Origin of the sequence: Variovorax ginsengisoli (assembly GCF_030486595.1) — a bacterium.
Lineage (GTDB): Bacteria > Pseudomonadota > Gammaproteobacteria > Burkholderiales > Burkholderiaceae_C > Variovorax > Variovorax ginsengisoli_B.
The window spans coordinates 395,798-410,193 of the sequence record NZ_JAUJZH010000001.1 but is presented as its reverse complement, the minus strand read 5'-3'; the positions used below and the strand labels follow the sequence as shown (position 1 = coordinate 410,193).

General features: G+C 69.4%; 12 protein-coding genes. 8 read left to right on the top strand and 4 right to left on the bottom strand.

What is annotated here, in order from left to right:
• Positions 1-6 precede the first annotated feature (6 nt).
• Entirely contained in the window at positions 7-2,247 is a 2,241-nt protein-coding gene (locus QZH52_RS02005) for a cyanophycin synthetase (protein ID WP_301802984.1), read from the bottom strand.
• A gap of 127 nt (positions 2,248-2,374) precedes the next feature.
• Between QZH52_RS02005 and QZH52_RS02000 the strand changes: the two genes are divergently transcribed.
• The 5 genes from QZH52_RS02000 (at position 2,375) to queC (ending at position 6,555) form a co-directional block, all read left to right on the top strand.
• A complete protein-coding gene (locus QZH52_RS02000; RefSeq protein ID WP_301802981.1) occupies positions 2,375-4,651 on the top strand; it encodes a cyanophycin metabolism-associated ABC transporter in 2,277 nt (758 codons plus the stop codon).
• Positions 4,648-5,115 carry a cyanophycin metabolism-associated DUF1854 family protein gene (locus QZH52_RS01995; RefSeq protein WP_301802978.1) on the top strand — a complete coding sequence of 156 codons (468 nt, stop codon included), beginning with the start codon at positions 4,648-4,650 and terminating at the stop codon, positions 5,113-5,115. The genes QZH52_RS02000 and QZH52_RS01995 overlap by 4 nt, the downstream gene beginning before the upstream one ends.
• 71 nt (positions 5,116-5,186) lie before the next feature.
• On the top strand, positions 5,187-5,414 hold the full coding sequence (locus QZH52_RS01990; protein WP_286523611.1) for a hypothetical protein: 228 nt from the start codon (positions 5,187-5,189) through the stop codon (positions 5,412-5,414).
• The gene (locus tag QZH52_RS01985) at positions 5,411-5,848 is read left to right on the top strand and encodes a TA system VapC family ribonuclease toxin (protein ID WP_301802972.1); all 438 of its coding nucleotides are present in this window, start codon (positions 5,411-5,413) and stop codon (positions 5,846-5,848) included. Before QZH52_RS01990 ends, QZH52_RS01985 begins: the two co-directional genes overlap by 4 nt.
• A gap of 5 nt (positions 5,849-5,853) precedes the next feature.
• Positions 5,854-6,555 carry a 7-cyano-7-deazaguanine synthase QueC gene (queC, locus tag QZH52_RS01980; protein WP_286538050.1) on the top strand — a complete coding sequence of 234 codons (702 nt, stop codon included), beginning with the start codon at positions 5,854-5,856 and terminating at the stop codon, positions 6,553-6,555.
• On the opposite strand, the gene QZH52_RS01975 is transcribed toward queC, so the two are convergent.
• Complete coding sequence (locus QZH52_RS01975; protein WP_301802965.1) at positions 6,534-8,300, bottom strand: ABC transporter ATP-binding protein/permease; 1,767 nt, start codon at positions 8,298-8,300, stop codon at positions 6,534-6,536. The two genes, queC and QZH52_RS01975, sit on opposite strands and share 22 nt — an antisense overlap.
• Positions 8,301-8,487: 187 nt before the next feature.
• Between QZH52_RS01975 and QZH52_RS01970 the strand changes: the two genes are divergently transcribed.
• Genes QZH52_RS01970 through QZH52_RS01960 form a run of 3 tightly spaced genes read left to right on the top strand, consistent with a single transcriptional unit; the run spans position 8,488 to position 12,264 of the window.
• Positions 8,488-9,525 carry a putative 2-aminoethylphosphonate ABC transporter substrate-binding protein gene (locus QZH52_RS01970; protein ID WP_301802963.1) on the top strand — a complete coding sequence of 346 codons (1,038 nt, stop codon included), beginning with the start codon at positions 8,488-8,490 and terminating at the stop codon, positions 9,523-9,525.
• 10 nt (positions 9,526-9,535) lie between these two features.
• On the top strand, positions 9,536-10,603 hold the full coding sequence (locus QZH52_RS01965; RefSeq protein ID WP_301802959.1) for an ABC transporter ATP-binding protein: 1,068 nt from the start codon (positions 9,536-9,538) through the stop codon (positions 10,601-10,603).
• A complete protein-coding gene (locus QZH52_RS01960) occupies positions 10,600-12,264 on the top strand; it encodes a putative 2-aminoethylphosphonate ABC transporter permease subunit (RefSeq protein ID WP_301802955.1) in 1,665 nt (554 codons plus the stop codon). The genes QZH52_RS01965 and QZH52_RS01960 overlap by 4 nt, the downstream gene beginning before the upstream one ends.
• Here the strand turns inward: QZH52_RS01960 and QZH52_RS01955 are convergent.
• Positions 12,261-13,160: a 5'-nucleotidase gene (locus QZH52_RS01955; protein WP_301802952.1), complete on the bottom strand. Its 900-nt coding sequence runs from the start codon at positions 13,158-13,160 to the stop codon at positions 12,261-12,263. The two genes, QZH52_RS01960 and QZH52_RS01955, sit on opposite strands and share 4 nt — an antisense overlap.
• 2 nt (positions 13,161-13,162) lie before the next feature.
• A complete protein-coding gene (gene gspF / locus QZH52_RS01950; protein ID WP_301802950.1) occupies positions 13,163-14,395 on the bottom strand; it encodes a type II secretion system inner membrane protein GspF in 1,233 nt (410 codons plus the stop codon).
• Position 14,396: the final 1 nt, after the last annotated feature.

Here is a 14,396-nt window from a genome sequence, read left to right as displayed (position 1 = left end):
GGCCGGTCAGGCAAATTGTTGTTCGGTGGGGATCAGGGTCTGCGACAGCTGCAGCGAGGCCAGCGCCGCTTGCAGGTCGGCTTCGAAGGCTTCGACGCCGGCACCGATGAGGTTCAGCGGAATGCCCAGCGCCCAGCCGGCGGCGACCGCGGCGAGCAGGCTTTCGAGGCTGACACCCGCGTGGGTCGCGCGCCAGACTGTCAGCCGGCCGAGGCCGGGCAGGAAAGATTCGCTGCTGCCGTTGGACAGCACGACGCGGTCCTGGCGCACCAGCACGGCCTTGCCGCCGGCTTCGCGGTGCTTGGCCAGCGCCTCGGCCTGCGGGTCGGCGGCGTAGAGGATCACATCGCCGTCGCACAGCGGCGCCAGGCCCGCGACCCGCGGGTCGCCGGCGTTGAGCACGGCGGTGCCCTCGGGCAGCACGACGTCGACCTGGGTGCGCAGCACCCGGACCATCTGGTCGCTCTCAGTGATGTCGAACTCGCCCAGCGCCTGGGCGCCTTCGAGGTCGGTCACGATGCCGACTTCGCAGCGGTCGTAGGCCAGGCCGTCGCGCAGGATGGTTTCGGCGCCGTTCTCGATCACCACCGCCTGCACGGCGCGGTTCACGAGCAGGCGGCGGCCGGCTTCCCAGTGGGCGCTGTCGCGGGCGTCGACCCGGCGCCGTTCGAGGAACAATCCGTCGCGGCAGGCCAGCCCCGTGTGGCGGCCGCCGAGGCCGATCAGCCAGGCCACCAGGCGCGACAGCACGGCCGTGTCCTGCGAACCGGCGACGCCGACCACGGGGATGCGGCCCGGCGCGTCGTCCGGAAAGAGGTGGTCGCAGATGGCGCGGCCGACCGGCCGCGGCGAGCCGACGGCCGGCTTCAGGTGCATCAGCAGGCCGGGGCCGGCGTTGACTTCGACGATCGCGCCGCCCTGTGCGGCCAGCGGACGCGAGATGTCCTCGGCCACCAGGTCGACGCCGGCGATGTCCAGGCCGACCACGCGGGCGGCCAGCACGGCCGCATGGGCTACGTCCGGATGCACCTGGTCGGTGCAGTCGATCGCCATGTTGCCGTTGCGCTGGATCGTCACGATCCGGCCGGCCGCGGGCACGGCCTGGCCGTCGAGGTCCTGGCGCTTGAGTTCGAGCTGCAGCTTGGCGTCGGTGTCGAGGACGATCACGTCGAGCGGATATTCCTCTTCGGCGCCGCGGCGGGGATCGCTGTTGAGCTGGCTGTCGATCAGCTGGGCCACGGTCGAGCTGCCGTCGCCGGTCACGGTGATGATCTCGCCGCGCGCGGCCGCGACCACCTGGCCGCCGACCACCAGCAGGCGGTGTTCGGAACCGCGCACGAAGCGCTCGACCATCACGTCGCTGCCTTCGGGCTCGGCGACCGCGAAGGCGGCCATGACCTCGTCGCGGGTGTGGAGCTCGAGCGAGACGCCGCGGCCGTGGTTGGCGTCCGAAGGCTTCACCGCCACCGGCAGGCCGATGTCCTCGGCGGCTTCCCAGGCTTCCTCGGCGTTGGCCACCACCTGGCCTTCGGGCACCGGCACGCCGCAGCTGGCGAGCAGCGACTTGGTGAGTTCCTTGTCACTGGCGATCGATTCGCCGATGGCGCTGGTGTAGTCGGTCTCGGCGGTCCAGATGCGCTGCTGGTTGGCGCCATAGCCCAGCTGCACCAGGTTGCCGCTGTTGAGCCGCAAGTGCGGGATGCCGCGGTCGGTGGCGGCGCCCACGATGCAGGCGGTGCTCGGGCCGAGGTAGCAATCCTCGACCTTGGCCTTGACCGCATCGACCGCGCGCTGGACGTCGGCGGCGCCGAAGGGCTGGTCGTTGATCGCCGACATCAGCAGCCGGTGGCCTTCGGCCAGCGCGACCCGGGCGACCTGCTCGTCGCGGGCCCGGAACACCATCCGGTAGACGCCGTGCTGCGAGGTGCTGCGGGTCTGGCCGAAGCCGGTCGGCATGCCGGCCAGGTTGAGCAGTTCGATGACCACGTGCTCCAGGACGTGGCCGGCCCAGGTGCCTTCGGTCAGGCGCTGGATGAAGCCGCCGCGCTCGCCGACGCCGCAATGGTGCTCGATCAGCGCCGGCAGCAGGGTGGTCAGGCGGTCCGTGAAGCCGGGAATGGTGTTGGACGGGTGGTCCTCGAGCGCGCCGAGGTCGAGCCAGACTTCCAGCACGGGCCGGTAGGTCCAGAGGTTCGGGCCGCGCAAATAGTTGATGCGCAGCAGTCGTATGTCGTCGAAACGGGTCATGAAAACGTTCGTTGTGCTTTGGCCGAGCACGGATGCGCCCTCAAGCGCGCCCATGGCCATCGGTCAAAATCGGCGCGCCGGGAGCGCCATGAAGGGTCCGTCGGCGGGCCAGAGATACAGAAACACAATGCAACATCACGATCCAGTCGGAACCCCGGGGGGCGAAGGGGAGGCGGCTTCAGACGCTCTGAAAAGTCGGCTCTCTGTCGCGGAAAACGTTCTGGCCACGCTGGCGGTTGACCTCGACGGGCAACTTCGATTCAAGACGGGCCTGCTGGCCCTGACCGACCAGCGCCTGCTGGCCCGCGCGCCGGACGGCCAATGGTCCGAATGGCCGGTCCCGGCCCAGGGCCTTGAAATCCACCTCGGCGACCATGCCGGCATCGGCACGCTCGACCTGCTGGGGACCGAAGGCCGGCTCGGCCGCTGGCGCTTCACGCTGGCCCAGCAGCCGGCGGCGCTGCGGCTGCAGAAGCTGTTCGACGCCCGCACCGAGGGTGTCGCGCAGGCGACAGCGGGGGGCGCCGACCTCGACGAGGCGCCGTTCGTCGAACCGGAACTGCAGGCGCCGCCTTCGACCTGGGTGCTGCTGCGCCTCGGCCGCTTCGCCAAGCCCTACCGCAAGCAGCTGATCGCCGGCTTCCTGCTGACCCTGGCCTCGACCGCCGCCACGCTGGTGCCGCCCTACCTGACCATCCCGCTGATGGACGACATCCTGATCCCGTTCCAGAACGGGCAGCAGATCGCGGTCGCCAAGGTGGTGATGTTCCTGAGCGCGCTGCTGGCCGCGGCGCTGGTCGGCTGGGCCCTGGGCTGGGCCCGCACCTACCTGCTGGCGCTGGTCTCGGAGCGCATCGGCGCCGACCTGCGGACCACCACTTACGAACACTTGCTGACCTTGCCGCTCGATTACTTCGGCGGCAAGCGCACCGGCGACCTGATGGCGCGGATCGGTTCCGAAACCGACCGCATCAATGTCTTCCTGTCGCTGCATGCGCTCGATTTCCTGACCGACGTGCTGATGATCGCCATGACGGCGGTGATCCTGTTCTCGATCAATCCGCTGCTGGCGGTGGTGACGCTGGTGCCGCTGCCCTTCATCGCCTGGATGATCCACGTGGTGCGCGACCGCCTGCGCACCGGCTTCGAGAAGATCGACCGGGTCTGGAGCGAGGTCACGAACGTGCTGGCCGACACCATTCCCGGCATCCGGGTGGTCAAGGCCTTCGCCCAGGAGCAGCGCGAGGCGAAGCGCTTCCATGCCGCCAACGTCTACAACCTGCAGGTCAACGACAAGCTCAACAAGACCTGGTCGCTGTTCACGCCCAGCGTCTCGCTCCTGACCGAGATCGGCCTGCTGGTGGTCTGGGGCTTCGGCATCTGGCAGGTGGCGCGCGGGCGCATCACGGTCGGCGTGCTGACCGCGTTCATCGCCTACATCGGGCGCTTCTACACCCGGCTCGACTCGATGAGCCGGATCGTCTCGGTGACGCAGAAGGCCGCGGCCGGCGCCAAGCGCATCTTCGACATCCTCGACCACGTGAGCAACGTGCCCGAGCCGGCCAACCCGGTCAAGGTCGAGCGCGTGCAGGGCCGCATCGAGATGGCCGACGTCGGCTTCCGCTACGGCAGCCGGGCGGTGATCCGCGACCTCGACCTGGTGATCGAGCCGGGCGAGATGATCGGCCTGGTCGGCCATAGCGGCTCGGGCAAGAGCACGCTGGTGAACCTGATCTGCCGCTTCTACGACGTCACCGACGGCGCGATCAAGGTCGACGGCACCGACATCCGGCGCTTCGCGGTGGCCGACTACCGGCGCCACGTCGGGCTGGTGCTGCAGGAGCCTTTTCTCTTCTTCGGCACCATCGCGCAGAACATCGCCTACGGCAAGCCCGAGGCGACGCGCGAGGAGATCGTCGCGGCGGCCCGCGCCGCCCATGCGCACGACTTCATCCTGCGGCTCGCGCACGGCTACGACTCGCTGGTGGGCGAGCGGGGGCAGGGCCTGTCGGGCGGCGAGCGCCAGCGCATCAGCATCGCGCGCGCGCTCTTGATCGACCCGCGCATCCTGATCCTCGACGAGGCCACCTCGGCGGTCGACACCGAGACCGAGAAAGAGATCCAGAAAGCGCTCGACAACCTCGTGAAGGGCCGCACCACGATCGCCATCGCGCACCGGCTGTCGACCTTGCGCAAGGCCGACCGGCTGGTGGTCATGGACCGGGGCGAGGTCGTCGAGGTCGGTCCGCACGACACGCTGATGGAAAAGCAGGGCGCCTACTGGCGGCTCTACCAGGCGCAGCTGCGCCAGGCCGACGACGAAAGCGCGGGCGCGCTGGCCGAGCGCACCTCGGTGGCCCTGGCGCTGGGCAGCCATGCCGCGCATCCGGCGGGGGACGCATGATGATGAACATCGAACTCGAGCGCGACGCCTTCGGCCGGCTGGTGCTGACCGATGCCGAAGGCCAGCGTCACGCGGGCGTGGTGCCGGTGCGTGCCTTTCCGCTGACGGCGCCGGACGACGGGCTCTCGCTGGTCGGGCCCGACGGCCGCGAACTGCTCTGGATCGACCGCCTCGACCAGCTGCCCGAAGGCGCCCGCGCGCTGCTCGGCCAGGAGCTCGCGCCGCGCGACTTCGCGCCCACGCTGCAGCGGCTGCACAAGGTCTCGAGCTTCGGCGTGCCCAGCACCTGGACCGTCAGCACCGACCGCGGCGAGACCAGCTTCGTGCTGAAGGCCGAGGAGGACATCCGCCGGCTCGAAGGCGGCGCGCTGCTGATCGCCAGCGCGCACGGGGTGCAGTTCCGGATTCCCGACGTGAAGGCATTGGACCGCGGGTCGAGGAAGCTGCTGGAGCGGTTCCTGTAGGGTCATCGGCAGGCTTTCCGGGGTGCATCAAATAGAATGAAGTGCATCAACCCCATGAAAGTGCATCAGCCATGCGCACCACTGTCACTCTGGAAGACGACGCCTTCGAAGTGGCCCAGGCCTATGCGCAGGCGCGCGCGCTGAAGCTCGGGCAAGCCATCTCCGAACTGATCCGGCGCGGCGGCGGCGAGCGCCTGCCGGTGCGCAAGAAGGGCGGCGTCTGGGTGTTCGAGCTGCCGGCCGATGCGCCCCGCGTCACCAGCCGCCAGGTCAGGGACCTGCTGGAAGACGCGCCTTGAGCTGGCTGCTGGACGCCAATGCGCTGATCGCATTGGGTTGGCCGGCGCACGAGCACCACGAGCGCATGCTTCGTTGGTTCGGCCGCCATGCGCGTGAGGGCTGGGCCACCAGCGCGCTGACCCAGTCGGCTTTCGTGCGCGTGATCTCGCAGCCGGCCTTTTCGGGCCGGGCCATGTCGATCGGCGAGATCGCCGAAGTGCTGCTGCGCAACACCGCGCATCCCAAGCATCGCTTCCTGGCGCTGGATTTCGGCATCGAGCAGGTGCTGGGCTGCTGCACCGGCGGCCTGCGCGGCCATCGGCAGATCACCGACGCCTGGCTCCTGACCCTGGCCATGCGCCACGGCGCCAGGCTGCTCACCTTCGATGGCGGCATCGCGCAACTGCTCGCCACCGCGCCCGAACGCCAGCGCCACATCAAGATTCCGGACTGAACACCATGCACACCACCGCCCTCGTCCTCTTCTCCGGTGGCCAGGACTCCACCACCTGCCTGGCCGATGCACTCGCGAAATACCAGCGGGTCGAGACCATCGGCTTCGACTACGGCCAGCGCCACCGGGTCGAGCTCGATGCGCGGCTCACCGTGCTGGCCCGCCTGCGCGAGCGCTTCCCTCAATGGGCGCCCCGGCTCGGCGACGACCACCTGCTGTCGGTCGACGTGCTGGGGCAGGTCAGCGCGTCGTCGCTGACCCAGGACATCGCCTTCGAGATGCAGGCCAACGGCCTGCCCAACACCTTCGTGCCCGGCCGCAACCTGCTGTTCCTCACGCTGGCCGGCGCGCTGGCCTACCGGCGCGGCCTCGAGGTCATCGTCACCGGTGTCTGCGAGACCGACTTCTCGGGCTACCCCGATTGCCGCGACGACACGATGAAGGCGCTGCAGGTCGCGCTCACGCTCGGCATGGACCGGCGTTTCGTCATCGAGACCCCATTGATGTGGATCGACAAGGCCCAGACCTGGGCCATGGCGCATCGCCTCGGCGGCGATGCGTTGGTCGGGCTGATCGTCGAGGACACCCACACCTGCTACCTCGGCGACCGCACGCAGCGCCACGACTGGGGCTACGGCTGCGGCAGCTGCCCGGCCTGCGAGCTGCGGGCCCGGGGCTGGGCCGGCTACGTCGCCTCGACCCTGTAGCGCACGCCGCTGCCTTCGGGCTGCGGCACCAGCGTCCAGCGGCGCTGGTGGTGGTCGCCGACCGAGGCCCGGTGGGCGATCGACACCATGGCGCCGCCGGCGGCGTGCACCATCGCCGTCAACCGCTTGTAGAGCGTCGCCTCGCTGTCGGCGTCAAGCGCACTCGTTGCTTCATCGGCGAACAGCCAGGCCGGCTTTCGCAGCAGCACGCGGGCGATCGCCAGGCGCTGCTGTTCGCCGCCCGAGAGCTTCTGGCTCCAGGCATCGCGGTCGTCGAGCCGGCCGGCCAGGTCGGGCAGCAGCGCGTCGTTCAGGGCCTGCACCAGCTGCGCGTCGCTGAACTGGCTGGCAGGTTGGGGATAGGCCAGCGCGTCGCGCAGCCGGCCGTCCGGCACATAGGGCCGCTGCGGGATGAACATGGTGTTGTCGGGCATCGAGACCCGGCCCTTGGCGAACGGCCAGATGCCGGCGAAGGCCCGGAACAGCGTCGACTTGCCGCTGCCCGAAGGGCCTTGCAGCATCACGGTGTCGCCCGGCTGGACGGCCAGCGCGGCACCTTCGATCAGCCGTGCGCCGTCAGGCAGGGTGACGCCGAAGCCGTCGGCGCGCAGGCCCCTGGCGTTGTCCGCCGGGGTGCGCTCGAGCGCGCTGGCCGCGCCGGCGTTGGCACGCATCGCGGCTTCGAAGGAGCTCAGTCGGTCGGCGGTGGCGCGCCAGACGGCCACCCGGTCGTAGTTGTCGACGAACCAGCTGAGCGAATCCTGGACCCGGCCGAAGGCCGAGTTGACCTGCATCAGCTGGCCGAGCTGGATCGCGCCGCTGAAGAAGCGCGGCGCCTGCACGATGAAGGCGAAGATCACCGAGGCCTGGCCGAACGAGGCCGTGAAGGCCACCAGGTTCTTCTGCTTCTTGATCAGCTGCAGGTAGTTCTTCAGCACGGACCCGAAACGCAGCTCGAGCTGGCCGTGCTCGACCTGCTCGCCGCGGTCGAGCGCGATCGCCTCGCTGTATTCGCGCACCCGCACCAGGTGGTGGCGGAAGTCCGCCTCGTAGCGCTGCTGCTGGTAGTTCAGCCCGATCAGGGGCCGGCCGATGTAGTGCGTGATGACGGTGCCGGCGGCGCAATAGAGCAGGGCGATCCAGACCATCGACCCGGGCACCGAGAAGCTGTGGCCCAGGATCGTGAAGTTGGCCACGCCGCTCAGGCCCCACAGGATGCCGATGAAGCTCACCAGTGTGACCACCGCGTTGAGCAGGCCCATCGAGAGCGTCATCGTGTAGTCGGTGAACAGCTGCATGTCCTCCTGGATCCGCTGGTCGGGGTTGTCAGGCGACCGGCCGTCCTGCTGGCCGTAGCGTGCCAGTTCGAGCCGGTAAAAGGTGCGGTCGGCCATCCAGCGCTGCAGGTAGCTGCGGGTCATCCATGCCCGCCAGCGCAGCTGCAGCAGCTGGGTCAGGTAGAACTTGAGGATCGCGATCGCGATGAAGCCGGCCGCGATCCAGCAGAAATAAACGATCTCGCGCCAGAAGACCGCCTGGTCCTTGTTCTGCAGCGCATCGTAGAAGCGCGCGTACCACTGGTTGTTGAGCACCAGCATGTAGACCACGCCGAGGTTGAGCGCCACGATCGCCGCCAGCAGGCCGCGGGCCCGCCATTTCTCCTCGGAGTTGAAATAGGGCGCCGCCAGTGCGCCGATGCGGCGCAGGGTGGTCAGCATGCTCTTGGAACCGGTGCTTGCAGTCATGGCGTGGGAGTAGGTTCGCGCCGGGAGGCGGCGCGTTGCTTTCATCCTAAACCCGCGCGGGCGCGCTTTCTTAAACGGCGCTGAAAACCAGGCCCGGCTGACAAACGCCTGTCACATCCGCTGCCGATGATCGACGGGCTTCGCGTGCCGTTGCGCGCTGTTCTCCCGTGTCCCGATAGGAATCCCCATGCTGCGTCGTACCTTCCAATCCCTCCTGCCTGCCGTCCTGCTCGGCCTCGGCGCCGGCGCCATCGCGCAAGGCCGCACCGAGCTCCTGGTCTACACCGCGCTCGAGGCCGACCAGGTGCAGGCCTACAAGACGGCCTTCGAGAAGGACAACCCCTCGATCGAGCTCAAGTTCGTGCGCGACTCCACCGGGATCGTGACCGCCAAGCTGCTGGCCGAGAAGGCGAATCCGCAGGCCGACGTGGTCTGGGGCCTGGCCGCGACCTCGCTGATGCTGCTCGACAAGGAAGGCATGCTGCAGCCCTATGCGCCGAAGGGCCTCGAGGCCATCAAGCCGACCATGCGCGACAGCGCCAATCCGCCCAAGTGGGTCGGCATGGACGTCTGGTCGTCGGCGATCTGCTTCAACACCACCGAGGCGCAGAAGAAGAACCTGCCCAAGCCGACCAGCTGGGCCGACCTGACCAACCCGGTCTACAAGGGCCAGATCACGATGCCGAACCCGGCCGCCTCGGGCACCGGCTACCTGATGGTGTCGGGCTGGATCCAGATGATGGGCGAGGACAAGGCGTGGAAGTACATGGACGCGCTACACCAGAACATCGGCATCTACAGCCAGTCCGGCAGCAAGCCCTGCCGCCAGGCCGGCGCCGGCGAGTTCGCGCTCGGCATGTCCTTCGAATACCGCGCCAACAAGACCAAGCGCGACGGCGCGCCGATCGACATCGTGCTGCCGAAGGAGGGGCTGGGCTGGGACATGGAGGCCACCGGGGTCATGAAGACGACGAAGAAGCCGGAGGCCGCGAAGGCGCTGGCCGACTGGGCCGTCACGAAGCAGGCCAACGAGCTCTACGCGAAGAACTTCGCGGTGCTGGCGCTGCCGGGCATCCAGGAGAAGCTGGAATTCGTGCCGGGCGACGTCGAGAAGCTGCTGGCCAGGAACGACTTCGACTGGGCCGCCGCCAACCGCGACCGCATCCTGACCGAATGGTCGAAGCGCTACGAATCGAAGTCGGAAAAGAAGGCGCCGCCGCAGTAAGACCCGGCGCATGACGTCCTATCTTTCCCTGCGCGGCGTCGGCAAGTCCTTCGGTGCCAGCCGCGTGCTGGACGGCATCGACCTCGATGTCGAGCCCGGCGAGTTCGTCTGCCTGCTCGGGCCCTCGGGCTGCGGCAAGACCACGCTGCTGCGCATCGTCTGCGGCATCGAGCGCGCCGACCAGGGACAGCTGCTGCTGAACGGCCAGGACATCGCGGGCCTGCCGCCCGCGGCGCGCGGCTTCGGCGTGGTGTTCCAGTCCTATGCCCTGTTCCCGAACCTCACGGCGGCGCAGAACATCGCCTATGGCCTGCATCCGACCGGCGCGCTGGCGCGGGAGATGGCCAAGCGCTCGCGCGAGATGCTGGACCTGGTCGGCCTTGCCGCCCATGCCGACAAGTACCCGGTGCAGTTGTCGGGCGGGCAGCAGCAGCGGGTGGCCCTGGCCCGCGCGCTGGCGCCCAATCCGCGGCTGCTGCTGCTGGACGAGCCCCTGTCCGCGCTCGACGCGCAGGTGCGTGCCAGCCTGCGCGGCGAGATCCGCGCGCTGCAGAAGCGCCTGGGCATCGTCACGATCATGGTCACGCACGACCAGGAGGAGGCGCTGTCGATGGCCGACCGCGTGGTGCTGATGCACGACGGCCGCATCGAGCAGGCCGGCACGCCCGGCGAGCTCTACCACCGCCCGCGCACCCGCTTCGTCGCCGGCTTCGTCGGCCGCATGAACATGCTGCCCGCCACCGTGCTGGCCGGCGACCGCGTGCGGGTGCGCGACAGCGAGCTGCACTGCGCGCCCGTCGCGCTGCAGGTGGGCGCGCAGGCCACCGTCGGCATCCGGCCCGAGCAGGTCGTGGTCCGCCGCTTCGGCGACGGCCTGGGCGCCAACAGCTTCGCTGCCCGGCTGCTCGACACCGAGTTCCTCGGCAACCGCACCGCCGCCCGGCTGGCCTGCGAACCGCTGGGCATCGAGATCGAGGCCGAGCTGCCGGCCGACCACCGGGTCGGCGAGGCGCTGGTGCCCAGCAGCATGGTGCACATCGAGCTGCCGCAGCACGCGCTGTCGGTGCTGGCGCGTTGAAGGCGCTGGACCGCGAACGCTGGCTCACGGCGGCCGGCCTCGGGCTCGCGCTCGCCACCCTGGTGGTGATCGTCGCGCTGCCGGTGGCCGCGCTGGTAGGCCAGAGCTTTTTCGATCGCGCCGGTGCCTTCGTCGGGCTGGCCAACTTCGCCCGCTACCTCGACAACCCGGCGCTGGTGCAGTCGGCCTTCAACAGCGTCTGGCTGGCCGCGCTGAGTGCCCTGCTGTGCACCGCGATCGCCTACGTCTACGCCTATGCGCTCACGCTGTCCTGCATGCGCGGCAAGGGCCCGCTGCGCGCGGTCGCGCTGCTGCCGCTGCTGGCGCCCTCGCTGCTGCCGGCGATCAGCCTGATCTACCTGTTCGGAAACCAGGGCATCTTCAAGGACTGGCTGGGCGGCCTGTCGATCTACGGGCCGCTGGGCATCGTGCTCGGCTCGGTGTTCTGGACCTTGCCGCATGCGCTGCTGATCCTGACCACCGCGATAGCGACCTCCGACGGCCGGCTCTACGAGGCCGCGCAGACCCTCGGTGCCTCGCGCTGGCGGATCTTCTGCACGGTCACCCTGCCAGCTTCGCGCTATGGGCTGATCGTGGCCTGCATGGTGGTCTTCGTGCTGGTCATCACCGACTTCGGCGTGCCCAAGGTGGTGGGCGGCCAGACCGGCGTGCTGGCGACCGACATCTACAAGCAGGTGGTCGGGCAGCAGAACTTCCAGATGGGTGCGGTGGTCGGCTTCGTGCTGCTGATCCCGGCCGTGCTGTCGTTCGCGGTCGAGCGTCGGGTGCGGCGGCGCCAAGCGGCCGCGATGTCGGCCCGGGCGACGCCGCACCGGCCCGAGCCCGTTGCGCTGCGCGATCGGGTGCTGTTCGGCGTCTGCCTGCTGATCGCCGCGGCCATCCTGGTGATGATCGGGATGGCGGTGTTCGCATCGCTCGCCACCTACTGGCCCTACAAGCTCGCGCCGTCGCTGAAGAACTACGACTTCAGCAACATGGATGGCGGCGGCTGGGGCAGCTATGTCAACTCGCTCAAGCTCGGGCTGGGCGCCGCGGCGGCCGGGGCGGTCGCCACCTTCCTTTCGGCCTACCTGGTCGAGAAGCCGCGCCACTTCGGCCTCTTGCGCGAGGCGCTGAACCTGCTGGCCAACCTGCCGCTGGCGGTGCCCGGCCTGGTGCTGGGCGTGGGCTACATCTTCTTCTTCAACGCACCCGCGAATCCGCTCAACGGGCTCTACGGCGGGATGGCGATCCTCATTGTCTGCACCGTGGCGCACTTCTTCTCGGTCGCCCACCTGACCTCGCTCACCGCGCTGCGCCAGCTTGACCGCGAATACGAGCTGGTCGCGGAGTCGATGGGCGTTCCGTTCTGGCGCACGCTGTGGCGCGTGCACCTGCCGGTGGCGCTGCCCACGGTGCTGCAGGTCGGCGGCTACTTCTTCGTCAACGCGATGACGACCGTCTCCGCGGTGGTGTTCCTGTATTCGCCGCAGACCACGCTGGCGGCGATCGCGGTGCTGAACATGGACGATGCCGGCGACGTGGCGCCGGCGGCGGCGATGGCCTCGCTGATCATGCTCACGGCGGCCATCGGGCGCGGGCTGTTCGCGCTCGCCGGCCAGGCCGCGCTGGCGCGCACCCAGGGCTGGCGCAGCCGTTAGCGCGGATTGCTGATGCCGCTGGCCACGTGCCCCGAGGGCACGTGGCGCGCCGCCGCGTCGACGTGGCCGGTCTGGTCGTCGAAGAAGAAGTCGGGCTCGAACTCGCGCAGGAACTCGCCCTTGGGCAGGCCGCCGAGGAACATGGCCTCGTCGACCTTGATGTTCCAGTTCATCAGCGTGCGGATCGCGCGCTCGTGGGCCGGCGCGCTCCGCGCCGTGACCAGCGCGGTGCGGATGCGCATCTCGGGGCTGCCGGCCTGCTGCAGCCGGTGCAGCGCCGCCAGCAGCGGCTTGAACGGTCCTTCGGGCAGCGGCAGCCCGGCCTTGGAGGATTCGTGCAACTGGAAGGCGTCCAGGCCCTCGGCCTGGAAGACGCGCTCGGCTTCGTCGCTGAACAGCACCGCATCGCCGTCGAAGGCGATGCGCACCTCGTTCGGGTAGGCGTCGCTCGCCCGCACCGACTCGACCAGCACGCGGGCCGCGGGAAAGCCCGCCACCAGCGCCTCGCGCACGTCCTCGGCATTGACCGACAGGAACAGGTGGGCGCGCAGCGGCCGCAGGTAGCCGAAGGGCGGCCGGCCCTGCGTGAAGACGCCGCGCTGCAGCGAGATGCCGTTGGCCACGCCCGAGCGGAACACCCGCATGCCCGACACCGGGTCATTGCGCGACAGGATCACGACCTCGACCCGCTGCTGGCCGCCTTCGTTGAAGCGCAGCAGCTTGCGCACCAGCGAATAGGCGATGCCCGGCTGGGCCGGCACGTCGAGTCGCTCGAGCTGCAGTTTCATGTAGCCGGCGTCGTCGCCGGATTCGAAGATCCGGTTCTCTTCCTCGAGGTTGAACAGTGCGCGCGAGGAAATGGCCACCACCAGCTTGTCTTCAAGAGAGGCGGCCATGGCTACTTCACGAATTGGTTCAATTGGATGATCGGCATCAGCACCGCCAGCACGATCAGCATCACGACCCCGCCCATCGCCACGATCAGCAGCGGCTCGAGGATGGTCGCCAGGTGCATCGCGCGGCGCTGCACTTCGGCGCCCAGCTGGTTGGCCGCGCGCTGCAGCATCAGCGGCAGCGTGCCGGTCTGTTCGCCGAGGCGCGCGAACATCGAGACGATGCCCGGAAAGCGCTTCTTCTGCGCCAGCGCCGAGGCCAGTGGCGCCCCTTCGCGCACCAGCACCAGCGCGTCGAGCGCATCGGCGCGCATGGCGCTGTTGCTGAGCGTCTCGGAAGCCGCCTGCAGTGCGCGCAGGATCGGCACGCCGGCGGTCGCCAGCATCGCCAGCGTGCTGGCGAAGCGCGCCGCGTTGTAGCCGCGTGCCAGCTTGCCGACCAGCGGCAGGTTGAGCCAGGCGGCGTCGAAGCGCTCGCGGATGGCGGCACGCGCCAGCGCCATCCGGGCAGCGACGGCCGCGACCACGACGGCGATCAGCATCAGCCAGCCGTAGTTGCGGACGAAGGCGCTCAGCGCCAGCATCGCCACCGTCAGGATCGGCAGCGCGCGCTTGGTGCCGGCGAAGACGTTGGCAACCTGCGGCACCACGTAGCTGACCAGGAAGACCACGATGACGATCGCCACCAAGGTCACGATCGCCGGGTAGAGGGCGGCGCCGACCAGCTTCTGCTGCAGCGCCTGGCGCTGCTCCAGGTCGTCGGCCAGCCGTTCGAGCACCAGGCCCAGGTTGCCGCTCTGCTCGCCGGCGCCGATCACGGCAACGTAGATCGGCGAGAACTCGCGCGGGTGCTGCGACAGCGCACGGCCGAAGGGCGCGCCGGCATTGACCTCGGCGCGCAGCGAGGCGACCAGGTTGCGCTGGGCCTCGGTCTCGGCCTCGTCGGTCAGCGCGGTGAGCGCCCGTTCGAGCGACAGGCCGGAGGACACCAGGCCGGCGATCTGCCGGGTCCAGACCGCCAGCGTGGTCGAGTTGAAGATGCGGCCGCCGCCGAACATGCGACGCCAGCTTCGGGTCTGCGGCACGCCGCTCTCGACGCTGCCGACCGCCGTCACCGACAGCGGGATCAGCGCCTGGGCCCGCAGCATCCCGCGCGCGCTGCGGGCCGTATCGGCCTCGAGCACGCCCTTGCGGGCCAGGCCCTGGGCGTCGATCGCTTCGAAGGAATAGGCGGGCATC

Coding starts and splice junctions, on each gene's coding strand:
- QZH52_RS02000 (WP_301802981.1), top strand. CDS start 2,375: ATGCAACATCACGATCCAGTCGGAACCCCGGGGGGCGAAGGGGAGGCG.
- gspF (WP_301802950.1), bottom strand. CDS start 14,395: ATGCCCGCCTATTCCTTCGAAGCGATCGACGCCCAGGGCCTGGCCCGC.
- queC (WP_286538050.1), top strand. CDS start 5,854: ATGCACACCACCGCCCTCGTCCTCTTCTCCGGTGGCCAGGACTCCACC.
- QZH52_RS01965 (WP_301802959.1), top strand. CDS start 9,536: ATGACGTCCTATCTTTCCCTGCGCGGCGTCGGCAAGTCCTTCGGTGCC.
- QZH52_RS01975 (WP_301802965.1), bottom strand. CDS start 8,300: ATGACTGCAAGCACCGGTTCCAAGAGCATGCTGACCACCCTGCGCCGC.
- QZH52_RS02005 (WP_301802984.1), bottom strand. CDS start 2,247: ATGACCCGTTTCGACGACATACGACTGCTGCGCATCAACTATTTGCGC.
- QZH52_RS01990 (WP_286523611.1), top strand. CDS start 5,187: ATGCGCACCACTGTCACTCTGGAAGACGACGCCTTCGAAGTGGCCCAG.
- QZH52_RS01995 (WP_301802978.1), top strand. CDS start 4,648: ATGATGATGAACATCGAACTCGAGCGCGACGCCTTCGGCCGGCTGGTG.
- QZH52_RS01955 (WP_301802952.1), bottom strand. CDS start 13,160: ATGGCCGCCTCTCTTGAAGACAAGCTGGTGGTGGCCATTTCCTCGCGC.
- QZH52_RS01970 (WP_301802963.1), top strand. CDS start 8,488: ATGCTGCGTCGTACCTTCCAATCCCTCCTGCCTGCCGTCCTGCTCGGC.